This window comes from Paraglaciecola mesophila KMM 241 (assembly GCF_000315015.1).
Classification (GTDB): domain Bacteria; phylum Pseudomonadota; class Gammaproteobacteria; order Enterobacterales; family Alteromonadaceae; genus Paraglaciecola; species Paraglaciecola mesophila.
Genome location: NZ_BAEP01000047.1, coordinates 129,460 through 150,255 on the forward strand (window position 1 = coordinate 129,460; position 20,796 = coordinate 150,255).

A 20,796-nucleotide genomic window follows, 5' to 3' on the forward strand; every position below is an offset into this window, starting at 1 on the left:
CATGCAGTTTGTCTTAGTCGCTTTCGCTTTATTCATCAGTTCTTTCCCGGTCTTAGCAGAGAAAATCACTACCCAATATGGCTCGCTATTGGGTCAAAAAAACAATAATTCTCAAATTTTTTCCTTTAAAGGGATCCCATTTGCTGCGCCGCCGGTTGGTGAGCTTCGTTGGCAGCCGCCCCAAGCGGTTAGGGCATGGCAAGGTGTGAGAGACGCGACAACATTCGCCCCTCGTGCAATGCAAAATCCCATCTATAGTGATATGCAGTTTCGCTCACAAGAGGTGAGCGAAGACAGCTTGTACCTGAACGTGTGGACACCGAAAACGAGTCAAAGCGCAAAATTGCCCGTGCTACTGTATTTTCATGGCGGTGGCTTCATTGCAGGCAGTGGCGATGAAAAGCGTTACAACGGCGCTTCTATGGCACAAAAAGGCATAGTGGTCGTTACGGCGAATTATCGTCTTGGTGTATTTGGCTTTTTCGCCCATGAAGGTTTATCTAAACAGACAGATTATCATGGCTCGGGCAATTACGGATTGATGGACCAACAAGCAGCGCTTAAATGGGTGGCCGAGAATATTCAACAGTTCGGGGGCGATCCTAAGCGTATAACGATTGCAGGGGAGTCTGCAGGCTCGATTTCCGTTTCGGCACTTATGGTGGCACCTTCGGCAAAACCATATATCGCTGGTGCAATCGGTGAAAGCGGCTCGATTGTTGGACCACCCCTTGACCCGTTAACACTCAAAGATGCCGAACAGTACGGTCAGAAAGTGGCAACGATTGCACTTAAAAATACCCCTGAGCAAAACGTAAGCGTTCCTGAAGAGCGCATTGCGGCGCTAAGAAGGATGCCTGCTCGAACGCTGCTAGATAAGGTCACAAAAGGCGGTTTCATCTATTTTAAACCAAATGTAGATGGCGCCTTCTTCCCTGAATCACCTGATTTGTTATATGCCAATGGGGCACAAGCAAAAGTGCCTTTGCTGCTTGGGGATAACTCGCAAGAAGGCGGCTATCAGCAGATCATGGTTGATGGGCCACCCACTGTTGAGCATTATCTTGATAAAATAAAACGCCTGTACCCAGATGATTTTAAGAAGGTGCTCGGCCTCTACTCTGGCAAGAATAGTGCGCAAGTTATTGCATCTGCGCAGGCGCTAGCCAGTGATCGTTTCATGGGTATAGCAACCTACAACTGGGCTTATCAAAATGTTAAGACCAATACCGCTCCAAGCTTTTACTATTTTTATGACCATATTCGACCCCCGATGATTGGAGCGAAGAAAGCCCTGCCAGTGAATAAACCAAGAGGTGCTGTGCACTCTGCTGAAATTGAATACGCCTTAGGTAACTTAGATGCCAATCCATTATACGAATGGCAAGACGCGGATTATCAAGTTTCAGAGATTATGCAGCAATATTTTGCTAATTTTATCAAAACAGGTGTGCCTAATGGTTCTGACGGCGCCGCTCGTGCTTTGCCTCTTTGGCCACAATTTAGCCAACATAAACGCATGGTGTTAAAGGCGCAGCCTGAAGTTGAAGACGTTGGTTACCTGCAAGAGCGACATGCTTTCCATCGTCGTTATTTCTTTGAAAAAGCCCAACTCGAAAAAGACAGCCTTAATAACATCATTGAAAAAAGTAGCGCACCACAGTGAGTTCGTCCGTGAGCAATCAATTTAAAAAAGAATACATAGTGGTGGCGCAAAATGCGTCTGGGCGGAACATGAACGTGCCTCTGTATCGCTTTATTGGCCAAGAACCAGGCCCTAAGGTGTACATTCAAAGCTCGATTCATGGTGCTGAAGTACAGGGAAATGTGGTGATCTACCACCTTATTCAACTGTTAAAAAAAATGCCTATTCGGGGCGAAGTGATACTTGTTCCCAATTGTAATCCGGTTGGCACCAATATAAAGGCGGGAGAATACACCTTAGGGCGCTTTGACCCTGTAAACGGTACGAATTGGAATCGCGGCTATTTTTACGATGCGAGTTTGATTGAAGATTTCGCACAAACAGTGCGAAACGACGAGCCCATCTCTCAAATTAAACAGCGCTTTCGTCAGCAAATTAAGCATATTTTGGCATCCAAACTGGAAGAACCATGGGGTATCGGGCTAGCACAACGGCTGAATTTGAAATTACAACAACTCGCCTTTGATGCCGATTTTGTGCTGGATTTACATAACGGGCCTGTTTCTACGCGGCACATTTATGTGCCAGAGTATGCTCAAAAATCGGCAAGTTTGTTCAATATTCCTCATGTTATTTTGATCCCGAATAAATTTGCTGGAGCCTTGGATGAAGCAACGTTTTGCCCCTGGTGGACGCTGCAAGACTTGGTTAGTCAGAAGCGTCAGCAGGATGTCGATTTTGGGGTTGAAGCCTTTACGTTGGAAATGGGCAGCCAGGAGGTGATTAATTTTTCTGAGGGAGAGTATGATGCAAACAGCATTTTATCTTACCTCAATGGGAAAGGCTGTTTATTACAAAGTGATATTCACCCAGAAACAATGCGCCGAGTGGCCACCTATTTGAAGAACTATAAGGTCTTATATACTCAGCAGGGCGGTATGGTGGAGTATTTAGCCAAGCCAGGTGAAGTAGTGAAGAAAGGCCAGCCGTTAGCTAAGTTACTCAATGTGGATGAGCTCGATACCGAAAATGCAACTGAATTGGTGGTGGCACAATGTGATTTGATCCCCATTTTGCACTTTCCTTCAGCTTCGATTTTGAGCGGCACTCAGTTGTACAAATGCTTTACCCACTACTTTGAGCTTTAGAACTGTAAATGAGTTGTATGAAGCGCATAGGTGCTGATGACACGTCACATTTAAAACTGAGGGAGCTTTTGAGAGCATCGGTGCTCGTAAACTAACGCGCTTTCAACATGGTTCACTTCCGGCCTAGCGGTAAGCTGGTTGAACACGAAATCTCGCAAATGACTAGAGTCAGTCACGGTAACGTGCAATAAAAAATCGATGTTACCGCCCATATGAAACACACTGAGCACTTCGGGGTGAGGCAATAAATCAGCAACAAAGTCATCTACCGCTAAACGATTATGATCAGACAATCGAATCGAAATCATCGCTTGTATATGACCACCTAAGGCATTCAAATCTACCTGTAACGATGCGCCTTGAATAATCTCATCTGCTTGTAAGCGCTTGATGCGCTCAAGACAAGATGAAGGCGCTAAGCCCACCCGTTTGGCTATTTCTTTATTGGTGGTACGAGCATCTTGGTACAAGGATGCAAGAATATCCAAATCTATGCTGTCTAGGGGCCGGCTATTTTTCTTAGGCATCATATGCTCTCTATGGATAGGTACAATAAATAACGAGTTTCGCTACGTGAATAGCGTCAGGCTTCGCATAGGTCAATTGGATAAAAGAGTGTCAGAACGTATGGTAAGAGCGGCATCAATGCCATCAATACTGGTGCCATACATTAGCCCAATAAATAGCTTAGGAATGGGTTCCTATTGATTTGATTTTTGACGTGCCTAGCAGACACAATATGACGGCTAGGCAAATACATTACTACTAATTCATCGCCAGCATAATGCGCTTGCTATTACTCAGTAACTCAAGTTGCTCTTTTGCCACGAGTTCGAATGCGCTGCGCTCTTTCTTGGCGATGGGTAGTGCTTTTGGCAAAGAAACGGTTCTAGGGTTGCGATGTACGCCATCCACTAAAAATTCGTAGTGTAAATGCGGGCCAGAAGCTAACCCCGTGGAGCCAACAGTGCCGATAACATCGCCCTGCTTAACGGTTTGGCCCACTTTGACTTTACGCTTGGTAAAGTGCAAATATTTGGTTACGTACTTTTCACCGTGTTGAATGAAAACGTGATTACCATTGTATTTATCGTAGGATGAGCGGATCACCTTACCATCGCCAGCGGCCATTACAGGGGTGCCGCGATTTGCTGCGTAATCTACGCCGCGGTGGGCTTTCCAGCGTTTTTGAACTGGGTGGAAGCGACGTTTTGTGAAACTAGAGCTGATGTATTTAAAACTAACCGGTGCGCGTAAAAAACTTTTTCGCATACTACGCCCTTCTGGGGTGTAGTAATTGCCATCAGAGTAACGGATAGCGGTAAAGGTGTTACCACCGTTGGTAAATTCAGCTGAAACGATATCACCATATTCCACGAATTCACCGTCTATGTATTTTTCTTCAAAGACAACATTAAAGTTATCACCTTGGCGAATTTCCAAGGCAAAATCGATATCCCAGCCGAATATTGCCGCCAAGCTCATGATTTGGCTTTCAGATAGGTGGGCTTTTACACCGGCATTCCAAAAACTGCTGTTGATCTCGCCTTGCGCGTAATTCAAGCGCGTATCAACATTTTGTTTATCAACCCGAGCGGTGAGTTGATTCTTTTCATCTGGGTGAATAAGTAATGTGTCAGTATTTGAAAACGCATAACTCAAGCCAGCAAATTCGCCGTTTTTATCTACTTGAAGTGAAACGAGTTGACCAGGGCGGATTTTTAACAGCATTTTGGCGAGTTCGCCAGCACTGCTCACATTATAAGTGTCGCGAGCGGTCAGACCGGCGCGCTTGAAAATCTTGGCCAGCGTATCGCCGCGCTTAACTTGATAAGTGCTCCATTCAACGTCGTCGCTAACGTGTTCTTCACTGCTAGCCGATAAATGATCTGTGCTAATAGGCAGTTCGTAGCGTTTACCTATCTCTAATAGAGCGGCTTCGGTGTTACGGGAAGCGCTGGCACGATCTGATGGGAATAAGGCAAGAATAAGCACGATAGACGCGAGGGAAGCAACCGCCCACTTATGTGCTTTAGGTAATTGTGAAAAGGCTTTTTTTACCACAGGAAAATTCAACTCATACAACTGATAAGTGTGCAGAATATAATGATTGAACGGGATTTTCTAGAGGAAGGTCGTTTTTTGTACATCTTTAGTATTATATGAGTGTAAGAATCCATTGATTAATCCTTATACGCCCTTTCAATACCAGACGCTGCAACGTAAAATAATCGATTAAATTTATTCGTATTATCATTTTTATAAGGGTTTAAAATGGCAGATTGGCAAAGCGCATTTGCTGAGCTTCAGCGTGGTGCTGAAGAAATATTGTTGGAAGAAGAACTGATTGCCAAGCTAAAAGAAGGCAAACCGTTAAAAATCAAAGCAGGCTTTGATCCTACAGCGCCAGATTTACACCTAGGCCACACGGTTTTAATCAATAAACTGCGGTCATTTCAGCAGCTTGGGCACGAAGTTATTTTTCTCATCGGTGATTTCACCGGAATGATTGGCGACCCAACAGGCAAAAATGTTACCCGTAAGCCACTGACCCGAGAAGACGTATTGGCGAATGCTGAAACTTACAAAGAGCAAGTATTCAAAATTCTTGATCCGGCTAAAACAACGATCCGTTTTAATTCAGAGTGGATGGAAGGCCTAGGTGCCTCTGGCATGATCAAATTAGCCTCAAGCCAAACAGTGGCACGTATGCTAGAACGTGATGACTTTAAAAAGCGTTATGCCAACGGTCAACCCATCGCTATTCATGAATTTTTGTACCCGCTGGTTCAAGGCTGGGATTCTGTTGCCCTTGAGTCTGATGTTGAATTAGGCGGAACGGATCAGCGCTTCAACCTATTGATGGGCCGTGAATTGCAAAAAGGGCAGGCGCAACGACCGCAAACTGTTTTGATGATGCCCTTGCTTGAAGGTTTAGACGGCGTACAGAAGATGTCTAAGTCCCTTGGTAACTATATTGGTATCACTGATTCGCCAAGCGATATGTTTGGTAAAATCATGTCGATTTCAGATGATTTGATGTGGCGTTACTATGACTTACTTAGCTTTAAAGCCATTGAAGAAATTTCGCTTTACAAAGAACAAGTCGCTGGGGGCACGAACCCGAGAGACATAAAAATTGCGCTGGCTAAGGAAATTATTGCGCGCTTCCACGATGAAGCCGCAGCAGAAGCCGCTCACTATGAGTTTATTCAACGCTTTCAGAAAAATGCCATCCCAGATGAGATGCCTGAGTTTACTTTTGAGGCAGGTACAGAAGGTATGGCTGTTGCCAATTTGCTTAAAGAGGCCGCTTTAGTGGCATCGACTTCAGAAGCTATGCGCATGATTAAACAAGGTGCGGTTAAAATGGACGGTGAAAAAGTGGCTGATCAAAAAGCGATTTTCAACTCGTTACAAGAAGCGGTTTTCCAAGTGGGCAAACGCAAATTTGCACGAGTGACGCTAAGCTAAGCACAATAAGCGGTTTGCCCATATGATGAGTGAGCCGCTTTTCTTAAGGTTTTTCACGAGAAGGTTTACGCTTTTTCCTGTCTAGATTGAAGTGACTCAAATGTAAATCTAGCGCTTCTACCGAAATATTAATCTCTCTCACCGACAAGCCCAGCGAATAAAGCAACAGTACCAAGCTGCCTGCGAATATAGTACTGCCTACCGTTTGATACTCAGCGTAAATCGCTAGCATGGATAACACGCACAGAAAAAAGCTAAAGGCGCCAAATTCTTGCATGCGTTTAATCAGTTGAATACGAGTACGTAAATTATTAATTTGAGCATGGGTATTCTCTTGATCTTGCGTAGGGTCGAGGTTTCGGATTGTGCTGGCTAATGTCAAAAATCGATTGGTGTAAGCCAATAATAACAACGAAATTGCCGGAAAGAGCATCGCTGGGGTGGTCAAAGTGATGGTCATAATTAAGAAGTGTGTCTAGCCGCTAAAACGTATATTTATTATGCCACAGTTTACCGTTGCGCCCACTGAGTGAAAACGTAATTACTTTTTTTGACTGTTAGCGACAGCGCTATATTGCTTCAATTCTTTGCTTAACTGAGAGAAAGCGCTTTGCTGGCTACTAAACATGCGCTCTTCAAGGGCGGCAGTGAGACCGGCTTTTTGCCGAATCGTCTTCAATTGAGATATGCCCACAGCAGACGTCAAACAATACGCATCACCAATACAGTTATTTTTTACGCTCATAACAAAGCACTCGAGTAAGAATTGTTCTGCTTGCGGGGTCGCGGCAAGATGCAATTGAGCATTACCTAGATAGGCCCAAGGTTTTCCATTAAAATCGCTAACAATTTTGCTTAATGTTGCAAGGTAGCGTTGAGCAATTTGATCGCAGCAAGCACCATTGAACGTGCACATCACGATATTACTTGAAACCTTAAATGAATAACTGCCTGACGCTGTGGAATACGAAAATTTTGGGGTCATATACAACTCGAACTATGTTTGCGCGAAAAAGCTATTAAACGTAAATTTGATAAAACGGCTGGTCTAGTTAATCAGGCAGAATATAGCATGTGAGGGTAATTAGTTATACGGGCATGTGCACAATAATACTCGAAGGTAACCACTTCCAATGGCCAAATTCGCCGTATGGATCACCTTTCTAAACGGTGACGCGATATAGGCCCACGGCAATACATAAGCACAGTACCCAAAAAGCGAATTTACATAAAACAATGTGGTTTGAAATGCGCTTTATGTCAATGGTGTCAGCTTGGCGTTTTCCCCCACATTTTGTGGAACGTTTTTTAGTGTTTTCATAGATAGCAGGGCCACTGAGCTCTATACCCAGTGCACCTCCGTGCAAAGCGAGTAATGCCTGATGGGCGCTGCTAGAACGAGGCAAAGCGCGCCACGCGCTAATGGCACCGGTGACACTGCCCATTAATGTAAATAGAAATGAGGTTACACGTAGAGGAACCCACTGCACAACGAGAAGCGCCTTGGCACAAGGTTGACCGAAGTAGGTGAATTGAGTGAATTTGGTATTCCAGCAATGAGAAAATTCATACACTAGGCGATAACACAGTGCCGTAACCGGCCCGAACAAAAGAAACAACACTGCCGTACACAAATACTGTTGATGAAAACGCAGGGTAATACTCTCAATGGTGGCTTTCACTAAGCCCACTTGTGAAAGAAGCTCAGTTTCTCGCAGCACCATAGGTTTTAAGGTCTGTCTGGCAAGGGTTTTCTTCCCGGACTGCAAAGCAGAATGCACTTTTTTACCGCGAGTCATTATAGGCTGAAACTGCAAGGCGACGAGCAATAACATGCCGTCAAAGAAGAGCGGGAATTCAGCCATGCTGATAAAAATAGCTAATATGACTGCAATCGGGCTTATCAACACCAATGGCGCTAATGTTCCTGATATACGCAATTGTAGCGGGGCCCTATCGGCAGAAGGGTTAACCTTGTCAGCCATTCTAGTGGCGACAAGTTTGGCAAAAAAAAGGGGGTGATAGCGCTCAGGCCAATGTAATAGCATTTCAACTAAAATCACCACGCCCAGCACCCAAATGGGTTGCAGCACGGGTGATTGCAAGAACACATCGATATCGCTTGGCAAGGTAAATGTGACTTATTTAGTTTGGTTTGGCAGCACAGTGATCATTTCCATCACCAGCATGGCTGAGTGCTTTGCTGCCCGCTCTAAGTATGTTTGAAAGGATACGGTCGAAGCTTTGCCTGCAATATCTGACAAAGAGCGGATCACCAAAAACGGCACGTTAAGCAAGTGACAGGTTTGGCCTATCGCGACGCCTTCCATTTCTGCAGCGGCGATAGCGGGGAAATCGCTGCGTAGTTTAGCGGCTGCTTCGTCGCTGCCGATAAAAGCGTCACCAGTACAAATTAGCCCGCGCTTAGTCTTGGCTTCACCTAAAGTGATTGCGGATTTCTCGGCAGCTTCAATTAGTGCTGCATCACATAGATAGGTTTCTGGCATACCAGCACATTGGCCTAGAGCATAACCAAAGTGGGTCAAATCGGCGTCATGGTGTACAAGTTCATTAGCGATCACGATATCACCTATGCTCAATGCTTGGTCAAACCCGCCCGCAGAGCCGGTATTGACCACGAAATCTGGAGCAAATTTATCCACGACTATAGTCGTGGCAACTGCAGCTGCAACTTTGCCAATGCCACATTTAACTAACACGACGTCGGCACCTTTTAACTGGCCAGTGTAAAGGGTTAAATGCGCATGTTGATGTTCAACAAGCCCACTGATTGATTCTTTTAGAAGGGTAATCTCTTCATCCATGGCGCCTAAAATGGCAATTTTCATATGTAGTTCTTCTCACTTGAATAATGAGCGCAGTTTATTACGGATGGCATCAAGATGAAACTAGAGGTATTTATAATCAAAGATAAACAGTCACCAGAGATAAATACGAATACGCCGAGGGTGACGTAAAAAAGCGCCATCCTTAGAGACTGTTTGTCTAAACAAAGAGCGTCTAAGGTAGCGCAAGCAAGAGGCAAGTTGGGATTTGCCTCTCTTTCAAACGGGAATAACCGTTTTAGCCAAGCAGACGTGCATGACCGTTTTAATTAAGTTTAAAATGCATACTTTGCTGAAAACTGTAAGCGACTCATATCGCCGTCTGCATCTGACTCGAGGGTTTTCTTGGCGTAGGCGTACTCGGCCCCAAAGGTCAGCTCGGGCGAAGGGGAGTAGAGAATATTAGCTCTGGCACTGTAGGTTTCCTTAATTACACTTAAGCCCGTTAAATCAGTATCGTTATCTGCGCTGAACATGGCGTAGCTGAAGGTACTGCGCCACTGAGGATCCCAAAAGTGACGATAAGCTACAGTGAAACCACGAACATCGATAGTATCGAGCTCATTATTTCCATCCAATACCGCACTGTTAACGGCATTTAAAGCGATATAGCGACCTAGGCCGCTACCGATATTCGCCATTACGCGCAAATCATCTTCACCGAAATTAATCTTACTGGTGATGCTAAGCCCATAACCAACCTCATCTGTATCAATATCACTGCCATTTTGTTTTTCGACATAAGAGAGTTGACGCACTAAGCCGGCAAATGACACATGTCCCCAGGATTGATTTAACGTGTAACGAGCCGCTAAATCAGGCACTGAATTGTCATCAGCGACAATACGACCACTACCGCCAAAAGGTGTCACTGTGGTTTCCGGGTTTTCCAGGGCAACTTCAAAGGCTCCCGATGTGTATCTCACCATGGTTTGTCGCGCGAAGATGGTGCCGTCAGTTACCCCAATGAAATCCAAAGATTCGGGTAGCGTTTTAACGTCTTGAAATGTGGACCAAGTTTGGCCAATCAACCAGTTGTTGTACTTTATAAAAGCATGGCGAATTCTGGGCTCATATGAATTACTGATCCGCTCGTTGCCATCAGGCGTGGTATGAAAATCAAATTCAAGTACACCGGTGATTTTTTCGTCGTTACTCAATAGGGTATTGGTGGTGAAGCGAAAGCGAGATTGTTTAATATGGGCATCAAATTGTGCGCTTTCTTTTTCCCCACCTGTTGGTGTCAGACTTGGGATGTAGAAATCTCGCCCAATCGTACCTGAGGGTAATGTCCCATCGCTATATTGACTCACCATGGCATCTGCTTTGACGTAACCGCTGAAACCAAATGTGGTTTTATCTAACGGGTTAGCAAGAGAAGTAAATGACACGGTGGAGCATGCTAAAGCTAAACTTGTGAGTGATATGCGTTTTATGTTCATTTGTCTGTCCGTTTAGTCGCTATTTACGCTATCTACTCTGGGACATGTTCAAAAAAACGGCTATAAGCTCATGGTCTATGATACCAAGGTCTTAACATTGTTTACTTTAATTTAACCTCTTATTTGCTTCGTGCAGCTTATCGTGTAATTCAACTTGGAATTAACTCAATTAGGCGCAACCGTTATACTTTAAACTGGCCGACTAGCCCTTCTAGCTCGGCCGTTTTTTGACGTAAACTTTCCGCCGTTTTACCATTTTTAACCGCAATACTACTGAGCTCTGTCGTTTGAATAGCGGCGTTCAGCGCCAGCAAGTTCGTTTGCTCTGCAATGCTTTGGATAACTAATAGCACAGCGCTGATGTTTTCTATGTCATCACCGACTTGTGTGACGACTTCTTCCGTGGCCGACAACTCATTGAGTAGAGGCGATATTTCGTTACAGCTTTGCTCTACACTTTGCATAGCTTGGTGACCATTGTTATCCGCTTCTAGGGCTGCTGAAGCGGTGGCATCAGCGTTAACAGAAATTTGAATCGTTGAATAGAAATAACGGTGATTGTTAAAATATGTCGGTAATTGTATTATTTTGATTGCCCATATGTAACGCAGGGATAAGACCAAGGTCTCATTCCGGTTTGTGTGCTTACGAGTACAGTGCTCAATATTCTTATTTGTGTATTCAGTTTTTGGAGTCATTATGTCGCAACAAATTTATCCCGTTCCAGCACACGCCAAAGAGCATAGCCACCTTACACCTGCCGATTACGCGCGCATGTACGCAGAATCAGTAGAGCAACCTGAAGTATTCTGGGCTGAGCAAGCTAAATCACTTGATTGGATCAAAACCCCGACCAAAATCAAAAACACTTCTTTTGATGCTCATCATGTAAGCATCAAATGGTTTGAAGATGGCGAATTGAATGTGGCATACAACTGTATTGATCGCCACTTAGCCAAAAGAGGTCACGTAACCGCCTTTATCTGGGAAGGTGATGACCCTCACAATCACGACATTATCACTTACCATCGTTTGCACGACGAAGTCGCAAAAATCGCCAACGGTTTACGTAAGCTAGGTGTAGGTAAAGGCGACAGAGTGGCAATTTATATGCCTATGATCCCGCAGGCTGTGTATGCCATGCTGGCATGTGCGCGCATAGGCGCTGTGCACACCGTCATTTTCGGCGGTTTTTCACCTAATGCAATTGCCGACAGAGTGAATAATTGTCAAGCGAAGGTGTTGATTACTGCAGATGAAGGGCTAAGAGCGGGTAAGCATATTCCGTTAAAAGACAATGTAGATAAGGCATTGGCTGAACATGACTGCCCTAGCATGGAGCAAGTTATAGTGTTCAAACATACCGGAAGTCACGTGAGCTGGGGTAAAGATGATGTTTGGTGGCACGACTTAACAGATGATTGTTCTACCGATTGCCCGCCTGAGGTAATGAACGCTGAAGATCCGCTTTTTATCTTGTATACATCCGGCTCTACCGGCCAGCCTAAAGGGGTAGTGCACACCACCGGAGGCTACCTGCTATGGGCATCCATTACCCATAAATACGTTTTTGATTATAAACCAGGCGATATTTACTGGTGTGCAGCCGATGTTGGCTGGGTGACAGGTCATAGTTATATCGTATATGGCCCTCTTGCCAACGGTGCGACCAGTGTTATGTTTGAAGGGGTACCTACTTACCCTGATGTGCGCCGAATAGGGCAAATCGTTGATAAGCACAAGGTGAACATTCTCTACACGGCGCCCACCGCTATTCGTGCGTTAATGGCGCACGGTGATTTTCCTGTTGAGGGGATTAGCGGCGAATCTTTACGTTTACTTGGTTCAGTGGGTGAGCCCATTAACCCAGAGGCATGGCATTGGTATTATACGACTGTTGGTCAGTCACGGTGTCCGATAGTGGATACCTGGTGGCAAACTGAAACGGGTGCTGCAATGTTAACACCTCTACCCAGTATCACGGCGATGAAACCAGGCGCTGCTAGCCACCCATTTTTCGGTGTGCAGCCTGCATTGGTAGACGGCCAAGGCAATGAATTGTCTGGTGCAACAGAAGGTAACTTGATCATTACCGACAGCTGGCCAGGCCAGGCGCGCACTGTTTACGGCGATCACGAACGATTTGTGCAAACCTATTTCACTACTTACCCTGGTACCTATTGCACCGGTGATGGTGCTCGTCGTGATGAAGACGATTACTACTGGATTACAGGACGAGTAGATGATGTACTCAATGTGTCAGGGCATCGCTTAGGCACAGCTGAAATTGAAAGTGCGTTGGTTTCTCACCATGCGGTAGCTGAAGCAGCGGTGGTAGGCTATCCCCATGATTTGAAAGGCCAAGGTATTTATGTATATCTCATGCCCAACGAAGGTGTTGCGGTAACGGATGAGCTTACAAAAGAGGTTTCGAACTGGGTACGTAAAGAACTTAGCCCCATTGCGACACCAGACTTGATACAATGGTCTTCGGGTTTACCAAAAACACGCTCTGGTAAAATTATGCGCCGCATTTTACGCAAAATTGCTGCCAATGAATATGAACAACTCGGTGATACATCTACGTTGGCTGACCCTAGTGTTGTAGAAACACTTATCGAGCAACGATTGAACCGATAAACAATGGATAATTGCCATCTATGATAACGCTACTGGTTGCAGATGATCACCCCCTGTACAGGGATGCTCTACGCGGAGCCTTGACACTGTCGTTCAGCGATTTAACTTTGCTTGAAGCAGCTGATTTAATGCAAACAGTAGCCTTATTAGAAGAGCATAAAGACATTGATTTGTTACTCTTGGATTTACACATGCCAGGCAGTGGCGACTTATTTGGTTTAATACATATTCGAAAGCTATTCCCTGAATTGCCGGTGGCAGTGGTTTCAGGTTTAGAAGACCCGATGATCATCACCAAAGTGATTAATCTAGGCGCCCTAGGTTTTGTGCCAAAGACCACTGGGGCGGCGCAAATCGCTGATGCGGTAACCAGTATGCTAGAAGGTGACATTTGGTTACCCGATAGTTACGCCAGTGATGAAGTGGAATTAGACAATGAATTTGCTGAGCTGGCTGACAATGTGGCCAGCTTAACACCGGCACAATATAAGGTGCTGTGCTACATGCGAGATGGCTTACTAAACAAGCAAATCGCTTACAATCTAGACATAGCAACCGCCACGGTGAAAGCACACGTGACGGCCATATTCAAAAAATTACACATCAATAATCGAACTCAAGCAGTGCTTATTGCCTCACAACTTCAGCTTGAGCCGCCTGCAACAACGCCCTCAACTTAGCCGGTTTCACGGGTTTAGATAAATAACCACAACCTTGCTCTTTGCAGCGTTGCACTAACTCAGGTTCAATATTAGCGGTAATCAATATCGCTGGAACATGATTGGCGTGAATATGGGATATACGCTCTCTTAACTGCTCAATAAGCTGTAGTCCGTCTATGTCGCTGCTCAACTGAAAATCCATTAATATCACATCTGGCACAAAGTGCACTAGGGATGCCAAGGCAGCGTTAGGGGTTTGCTCACAGTGAGAAACCACTTTCCATTTCACCAGTAACGACTGTAATGCATCAAGGTTCTGACTTTGATCGTCGACACAAAGCACTTTTAAGTCATGAAACCCTACCTTATTTATTTGTACTGGGCTGTTTGTTTCAATAGGCCGACTAGGGGGCAATTGAATACTGAAGCGACTACCACGGTTTATACGCGAAGCCACCGTTAAATTAGCATCCAGAATACTGGCAAGTCTTTGTACAACGCCTAGCCCCAATCCCACGCCTTGTTGTTGATGGCCTGAGACACGATAAAAATCGCCAAATATCTTATCTAATTGATCTGGCGCAATGCCAGAACCCGTGTCAAACACGTCGAACGCTACATTTTCGCCCTTTGTTCTAACAGAGACTAATACGCCTCCAGTCTGGGTATATTTCAGTGCATTGGAAACAAAGTTCTGCATAATGCGATAAAGGTACGTACGATCGGTTTTTACCCACACATCAGCCACCCGGGAACGCAGTTGCAAACCTTTATGTTCTGCAATGAGTTCAAATTCAGCGATAAGCGGTTGCAGCACATCACGCACGTTAATCGCTTTGTATTCGGGCTTTAACTCACCTTGGTCAATGCGGGCAATATCTAAGAGCGTGGCGATGAGTGCCTCACTGGCCTGAATGCTATTGGATAGCTTGCCAACGGTTTCCATTGCGTCGTCATTTAGCTTAGCTTCTTCTAACGCACCAAGGTATAACTTAGCCGCATTTAACGGTTGCAAGATGTCGTGACTGGCAAGGGCTAAAAAGCGCGTTTTGCTGGCGTTAGCCTGCTCAGCTACTTTGCGCGCACTGACCAATTGGGTTTCAGCGTCGGCCCGGCGCTGTATTTCCAAACGCAACTCAGCATTAATGGTTTGCACTTCTTGACTGCGTTTTTGTATTCGATTTTCTAAATCGATATTCGCTTCTTTTAAGGCGTGTTGGGTTTCAATGTGCTCTGTAACATCGTTAAAACTGGTCACAAAGCCGCCACCAGGTAACGGAGTGCCTATCATTTCTAGCGTTCGGCCGTCACTACGCTGACGTAAAAAGCGGTGACTGGTGCCTTTGCGCATATGCTCAAGTCGCTTTTGCACTAAAAGCTCAACTTCGCCTGCGCCGCACTCGCCGCGCTGGGCATTGTATCGAACAAGATCTTCTACAGGTCGGCCCACGCGGATCATATTTGCTGGGTAGCTAAAAAGCGCTAAGTAGCTTTTATTCCACGCGACCAAATTTAAATCTCGGTCAATGACGCTTATTCCTTGTTCGAGACTTTCTAATGAAGCGACCAAGGCGCTCATATTAAATTGGATTGCCTGGGTGGTATCGTCAAAAAAGTTAACGACTTCTTCGAAATTCAACTTTTTACCACTTATGGCGCTGTCTACTAACGCTTTTGCAGAAGAAGCGCCTATGACACCGCCAAGGGCTCGTTCGCTAAAAAGTACAAACTCCTCGGTGGCAGACTCCGCAGGATTAAGAATATGGCCGTTGCGTTGTTGGTAATCACTGAGCAATTGCTTACAACGTTTTTCCCCTAAAAAGGTGCTTAATAACGTGTGTAAGTCTTCAACTGTGGTGTGGGTACGAGGCGCGTTGTGATGTTTTGATTTGTCATCCGTGGTGGTGACAAAGGCTTCCGCTTGAATACGGTCGATTAAGCGAACATCTGCCACATAGGAAAACAACACATAAGCAAAGGTGTTGGCGAGCAAGCTATAAATAGCGACCGCGTTAATGGTGTCGTTAAGTATCAGATTTTGCCCTGCGTCATTTAGCAATGGCAGCATTAACCACAATATCCATGAGCCAATGCCGGCCATTAGGCCTGCGTAAACCCCTTGAGCGTGGCCTCGTTTCCAATATAAACCGCCGACAATGGCGGGTAACAACTGTATGACCAGAGAAAATGCGATCAGCCCAATAGAGGCAAGCGTGCGACTGTCAGTCATTTGTTGATAATATAAATAGGCCAAAGACAAAATAGCAGCGATAACCAAACGGCGAATAAGCAGAATGCGTTTAGTGAAATTAGGCGGTACCCCTGCGCCGCGATGCTCCGCTAACAAATTTGGCAAAATCACATCGTTGGTCAACATGGTGCTCAGGGTGAGGGTAGCCACAATTATCATAGCCGTGGCAGCAGATAGGCCACCTACAAATACCAGTACTTGCAATAACATGTTGCCGCTATTCATTGCCATGCCTAGTACATATGTATCTGGCTCTTGGCTGGTAAAGCGAAACATGTCATCTCCTGCCGCAGAAATGATCGGGATAAGGATCGCGATACACAATAAGTATAGGGGGAATAACCAACGAGCGGTCTTCAAATGACTTAATTTCAAGTTATCTACAATAGCGACGTGAAACTGGCGAGGTAGACATACGACTGCGCCGGCTGCCATAAGGGTTTGCGCAACAAATGAGAATGACCATAAATTACTTAGCGCGTTGGCAGTAGTGAACTCTTGCAGTAATGGAGTATCGGAATGCTGTGAATATGTCAGATACCCAAAACTAGCCACGGCAATCAAAGCGCATAATTTAATCACAGATTCAAAGGAAATCGCCACCATCAATCCGCGCCGGTACTCAGTCACATCTGTGTGCTGAGTACCGAAATAAATAGAGAACAAAGCAATAAACGTGGTGGCACCCAGCACAACCAATTCAGCGTGAGTCTGGCCTGATACCATTAAAAATGCTGAGCCAACGGCTTTTAATTGCAAAGCGATATACGGAACAATAGCTAACAGCGCTATTAAGGTGACGAGTAAGGCGATGGTTTGACGCTTACCGTAACGGGACGAAATGAAATCGGCAATCGTAGTAATGTGCTGACGTTTACTTACCGCAATCAGTTTGCGCAAGAAGCGATACCCGAACAAATACAACAATATAGGGCCTAAAAAGATAGGCAAATAATCCCACGTATCTCTTGATGCCTCGCCAACAGAGCCAAAAAAAGTCCATGCGGTACAGTAAATTGCCAATGCGAGCGAATAAATTGCAGGGTGTGAGCTTATACGCTTGGCTAGAGGGCTTTTCCCGTCCCCCCATTTGGCTACCCAAAATAATCCCATCAAATAGACGATGGCTAATACCATCCAACCTAAAGCCATACATTTTCCTAATAAAAGTGACGCTCGTTAAAACTTATTCTGCAACCACAGGCTACGATTCATAAGGACTGTAGCACAGGTCGCCGTATTTAATTAACCCGTAAGACCATGGTCTCATTCCGTCTTGTAAAACATGAGTCTACAGTTATTTACATCTTATTAACCTTGGATGAAAAACAAGATGGCATTTAAAAACGAAGAAGATAAAAAAGCATACTGGCGGGAAAATCTCGCTCTTATGACAAAACTACTAGTTGTTTGGTTTGTCGTGTCCTTTGGTTTCGGAATTTTATTGGTGGATTTACTCGACCAAATTCAAGTGTTCGGTTTTAAGCTGGGCTTTTGGTTTGCGCAGCAAGGAGCAATCTACGTATTTGTCGCGTTGATATTTATCTACATGTACAAAATGAATCAACTCGATAAGCGCTACGGCGTCGACGAAGAATAGGAGCGTTAAGATGGATGTTCAAGTACTCACATTTTTAATCGTAGGGGCTTCTTTTGCTCTGTATATCGCTATTGCGATTTGGGCTCGCGCTGGGTCAACACAGGAATTCTATGTGGCTGGTGGTGGTGTTCACCCTATAGCAAACGGCATGGCAACAGCCGCTGACTGGATGTCAGCCGCATCGTTTATATCAATGGCTGGTTTAATCTCATTTATGGGTTACGACGGGGCTGTATATCTACTTGGCTGGACTGGAGGGTACGTACTATTAGCCCTTTGTCTAGCGCCATATTTACGTAAGTTTGGTAAGTTTACGGTTCCGGATTTCATCGGTGATCGTTACTACTCACAAACCGCGCGTACAGTGGCTGTTATATGCGCCATATTTGTTTGCTTTACCTATGTGGCAGGTCAAATGCGCGGCGTAGGTGTGGTGTTTAGTCGCTTCCTTGAGGTCGACATCGTCACAGGTGTAGTAATTGGTATGGCGATTGTGTTTTTCTACACCGTGCTAGGTGGTATGAAAGGCATTACTTACACTCAAGTCGCGCAGTACTGTGTGCTTATTTTCGCTTACTTAGTGCCTGCTGTATTTATCTCCATTATGGTCACGGGCCATGTATTACCGCAGACAGGCTTTGGTGCTAGTTTAGCCGATGGGTCCGGGGTGTATCTGCTGGAAAAGCTAGATGGACTCTCGACGCAACTCGGATTCAACGAGTACACCTCCGGTACTAAGGGCACCTTCGATGTATTTTGCATCACGGCAGCACTCATGGTCGGTACTGCAGGTCTGCCCCACGTAATAGTACGCTTCTTTACAGTACCTAAAGTACGTGATGCGCGTAAGAGCGCAGGCTGGGCTTTACTGTTCATCGCTATTTTGTATACCACGGCCCCCTCTATTGCCGCATTTGCGCGAGTTAATATGATTGAGACCATCAATGGACCAACCGTCAGCGAGCAAGCGCCTACAGGCACGCCATATAGCGAAGCCCCTAGTTGGATAACGAACTGGGAAAAAACCGGGCTTATTAGCTGGGATGACAAAAACCAAGATGGCAAAATGTTTTACTCAGGTGATGAGCGAAACGAGATGCAAGTGGATCGTGACATCATGGTGATGGCTAACCCTGAAATAGCCAATTTACCGGCATGGGTCATTGCGTTGGTCGCTGCAGGTGGTATTGCTGCCGCATTATCAACCTCCGCCGGGCTGTTATTGGTTATTTCTACGTCTGTGTCACACGATTTGCTTAAACGCAACCTGATGCCCAATATCACGGATAAGAAAGAGCTATTTTATGCGCGCTTGGCAGCAGGAGTAGCGATTGTTATTGCGGGATACTTTGGAGTCAATCCCCCTGGATTTGTGGCGCAGGTGGTCGCGTTTGCATTCGGCTTAGCAGCTTCGTCATTCTTCCCTGCCATCATAATGGGAATATTTATGAAGCGTATGAATGACAAAGGTGCGGTTTCTGGCATGTTAGCGGGGATTGGCTTCACCGCAGCGTACATTATTTACTTTAAGTTTGTTAACCCTGCGGCGAATGTGTCAGAGAACTGGTGGTTTGGTGTTTCACCTGAAGGAATAGGTGCAATTGGTATGTTGGTGAACTTCGCAGTGGCGTTATTAGTATTCAAAATGACGAAGGAAGCGCCACAAGAGATTCAACAGTTAGTAGAGGATATTCGTTATCCTAAAGGTGCTGGAGATGCAACTGCACATTAATTGCTAAGAACTACCATTCGAAAAGGAATGAAATATCCTTTTACTACAATAGCGCCCACCTCGTTGGGCGCTTTTTTATGTGAGCCTCAATAAAGAAAAATAACGGAATTTCGTTGCTGGTAATTTAGGCGCTATTAGCTATTATTGTCTGCATATCAAACGTTTAACAATCTCGTTGAGGTATTAGGGAAATGGATGGCAGTTTTCAGTGATGTGCAATTTACCCCAAACGTTACGGTTCAAGCATTAGCGGATAGCATTGCTAAATTGATGTTGTCACAGCCAAAGGGAATTATGATCCTGTGCAGCGCAGAGGCGGCATCTTGGGGAGACGATTTTAAGCAGTATGTGGGCACATTAGATGTGCCCATTTTCGGCGGGATATTTCCAGGTCTTATCCTCGACTCACGCTTTGAACCCCGCGGTATTTTAGTGGTCGGTTTGCGCACCAATATTCGTATTTGTGTCATTGAAAATGTTTCAACTTGTGCGCCACTGTCGTCAAATATGGCGTATATGTCTCAGTCTGTGAATTCCGTGATGATATTGACTGATGCGCTATCAAGGCAGATTGATGGTTATCTGCAACATGTACTGGGATTTCTTCCAGAAGATTGCAGTGTTTTTGGAGGTGGAGCAGGTACGCTTGAATTTAAGGCGCAACCTTGCCTTTTTAGCGCCGCTGGTATGCATCAAGATGCGATGATTTTGGTCGAAATGTCTACTCAATGGGATATAGCGGTTGGACACGGTTGGGAAATACTAGCAGGTCCTTATCTGGCTAACAGTACTGATGATAACTGTGTGTTGGAGTTAAACTTTGAGCCTGCTGTGCAGCTGTACGAGCGAGTCGTACAAGAGCATAGTAAGCTGAGGTTTGACGAGCACGACTTTTTTGACATAGCGAAATCATTTCCATTAGGGTTGGCTAGACTGGACGATTCGGTGCTTATACGCGATCCCCTTAAATTACAAGGTTCAGGACTGATTTGTGCAGGCGATGTGCCTGAAAATACCATGTTATACATCATGTCTGGGGAAGCTGATAAGTTGATAGAAGCGGCTAGCGGCGCAGTAAAAAGAACGATTTCATTCCACAAAGATGAGCAGGGAGTAAGCGATTGCTTCTTATTTGATTGCGTGAGTAGGCAACTGTTTCTGCAAAATCTATTTTCGAATGAATTGGACTTGATTCATCGAGAAATAAACCCTCCACATCGCACTGTAGGTGCGCTGGTGCTCGGTGAAATAGAATTAGACCAAAGCGGCATTTTAAGTTTGCACAACAAAACCGCTGTTGCGGCGCTAGCGAAAATTAAAAGCCATGAATAAGGCCAAAATTCACAATAAATTCTA

17 protein-coding genes are annotated in these 20,796 nt (G+C 45.2%); 8 read left to right on the forward strand and 9 right to left on the reverse strand.

Features of this window, described 5'->3' with window-relative positions:
- Window position 1: 1 nt before the first annotated feature.
- Together GMES_RS10785 and GMES_RS10790 are read left to right on the forward strand one after the other, a co-directional pair.
- Window positions 2-1,666 (forward strand): carboxylesterase/lipase family protein, encoded by a 1,665-nt coding sequence (locus GMES_RS10785; RefSeq protein WP_006992713.1) that lies wholly within the window; start codon window positions 2-4, stop codon window positions 1,664-1,666.
- 8 nt (window positions 1,667-1,674) lie between these two features.
- Window positions 1,675-2,793 carry a M14 family metallopeptidase gene (locus tag GMES_RS10790; RefSeq protein WP_006992714.1) on the forward strand — a complete coding sequence of 373 codons (1,119 nt, stop codon included), beginning with the start codon at window positions 1,675-1,677 and terminating at the stop codon, window positions 2,791-2,793.
- A gap of 50 nt (window positions 2,794-2,843) precedes the next feature.
- Here the strand turns inward: GMES_RS10790 and GMES_RS10795 are convergent, their stop codons facing one another.
- Complete coding sequence (locus GMES_RS10795) at window positions 2,844-3,323, reverse strand: Lrp/AsnC family transcriptional regulator (protein WP_039987215.1); 480 nt, start codon at window positions 3,321-3,323, stop codon at window positions 2,844-2,846.
- A gap of 235 nt (window positions 3,324-3,558) precedes the next feature.
- Window positions 3,559-4,857 carry a peptidoglycan DD-metalloendopeptidase family protein gene (locus GMES_RS10800; protein ID WP_006992716.1) on the reverse strand — a complete coding sequence of 433 codons (1,299 nt, stop codon included), beginning with the start codon at window positions 4,855-4,857 and terminating at the stop codon, window positions 3,559-3,561.
- Between the two features lie 210 nt (window positions 4,858-5,067).
- Between GMES_RS10800 and tyrS the strand changes: the two genes are divergently transcribed.
- A complete protein-coding gene (gene tyrS, locus GMES_RS10805; RefSeq protein WP_006992717.1) occupies window positions 5,068-6,267 on the forward strand; it encodes a tyrosine--tRNA ligase in 1,200 nt (399 codons plus the stop codon).
- 43 nt (window positions 6,268-6,310) lie between these two features.
- On the opposite strand, the gene GMES_RS10810 is transcribed toward tyrS, so the two are convergent.
- The 6 genes from GMES_RS10810 to GMES_RS10835 all read right to left on the reverse strand — a co-directional run bounded on the left by GMES_RS10810 (window position 6,311) and on the right by GMES_RS10835 (window position 11,253).
- Complete coding sequence (locus GMES_RS10810) at window positions 6,311-6,727, reverse strand: DUF2721 domain-containing protein (protein WP_006992718.1); 417 nt, start codon at window positions 6,725-6,727, stop codon at window positions 6,311-6,313.
- 81 nt (window positions 6,728-6,808) lie between these two features.
- Window positions 6,809-7,252: a hypothetical protein gene (locus tag GMES_RS10815; RefSeq protein ID WP_006992719.1), complete on the reverse strand. Its 444-nt coding sequence runs from the start codon at window positions 7,250-7,252 to the stop codon at window positions 6,809-6,811.
- A 178-nt stretch (window positions 7,253-7,430) separates the two neighbouring features.
- Entirely contained in the window at window positions 7,431-8,396 is a 966-nt protein-coding gene (locus GMES_RS10820) for a cobalamin biosynthesis protein CobD/CbiB (protein WP_006992720.1), read from the reverse strand.
- Window positions 8,397-8,408: 12 nt separating this feature from the next.
- On the reverse strand, window positions 8,409-9,116 hold the full coding sequence (locus GMES_RS10825; RefSeq protein ID WP_006992721.1) for a 5'-methylthioadenosine/adenosylhomocysteine nucleosidase: 708 nt from the start codon (window positions 9,114-9,116) through the stop codon (window positions 8,409-8,411).
- Between the two features lie 272 nt (window positions 9,117-9,388).
- A complete protein-coding gene (locus GMES_RS10830) occupies window positions 9,389-10,555 on the reverse strand; it encodes a DcaP family trimeric outer membrane transporter (RefSeq protein WP_006992723.1) in 1,167 nt (388 codons plus the stop codon).
- 182 nt (window positions 10,556-10,737) lie between these two features.
- Window positions 10,738-11,253 carry a hypothetical protein gene (locus GMES_RS10835; protein ID WP_039987218.1) on the reverse strand — a complete coding sequence of 172 codons (516 nt, stop codon included), beginning with the start codon at window positions 11,251-11,253 and terminating at the stop codon, window positions 10,738-10,740.
- Window position 11,254: 1 nt separating this feature from the next.
- Between GMES_RS10835 and acs the strand changes: the two genes are divergently transcribed.
- Window positions 11,255-13,195 carry an acetate--CoA ligase gene (acs, locus tag GMES_RS10840; protein ID WP_006992725.1) on the forward strand — a complete coding sequence of 647 codons (1,941 nt, stop codon included), beginning with the start codon at window positions 11,255-11,257 and terminating at the stop codon, window positions 13,193-13,195.
- Window positions 13,196-13,215: 20 nt separating this feature from the next.
- A complete protein-coding gene (locus tag GMES_RS10845; protein ID WP_039987219.1) occupies window positions 13,216-13,875 on the forward strand; it encodes a response regulator transcription factor in 660 nt (219 codons plus the stop codon).
- Here the strand turns inward: GMES_RS10845 and GMES_RS10850 are convergent.
- Window positions 13,823-17,260, reverse strand: a complete 3,438-nt coding sequence (locus GMES_RS10850; RefSeq protein ID WP_006992726.1) for a PAS domain-containing hybrid sensor histidine kinase/response regulator — start codon at window positions 17,258-17,260, stop codon at window positions 13,823-13,825. The genes GMES_RS10845 and GMES_RS10850 overlap by 53 nt on opposite strands.
- A gap of 181 nt (window positions 17,261-17,441) precedes the next feature.
- On the opposite strand from GMES_RS10850, the gene GMES_RS10855 reads away from it, so the two are divergent.
- From GMES_RS10855 to GMES_RS10865, 3 genes are all read left to right on the forward strand, one after another.
- Entirely contained in the window at window positions 17,442-17,708 is a 267-nt protein-coding gene (locus GMES_RS10855; RefSeq protein ID WP_006992727.1) for a DUF4212 domain-containing protein, read from the forward strand.
- Window positions 17,709-17,718: 10 nt separating this feature from the next.
- The gene (locus tag GMES_RS10860; protein ID WP_006992728.1) at window positions 17,719-19,440 is read left to right on the forward strand and encodes a sodium:solute symporter family protein; all 1,722 of its coding nucleotides are present in this window, start codon (window positions 17,719-17,721) and stop codon (window positions 19,438-19,440) included.
- 195 nt (window positions 19,441-19,635) lie between these two features.
- On the forward strand, window positions 19,636-20,772 hold the full coding sequence (locus GMES_RS10865; RefSeq protein ID WP_006992729.1) for an FIST signal transduction protein: 1,137 nt from the start codon (window positions 19,636-19,638) through the stop codon (window positions 20,770-20,772).
- Window positions 20,773-20,796 lie beyond the last annotated feature (24 nt).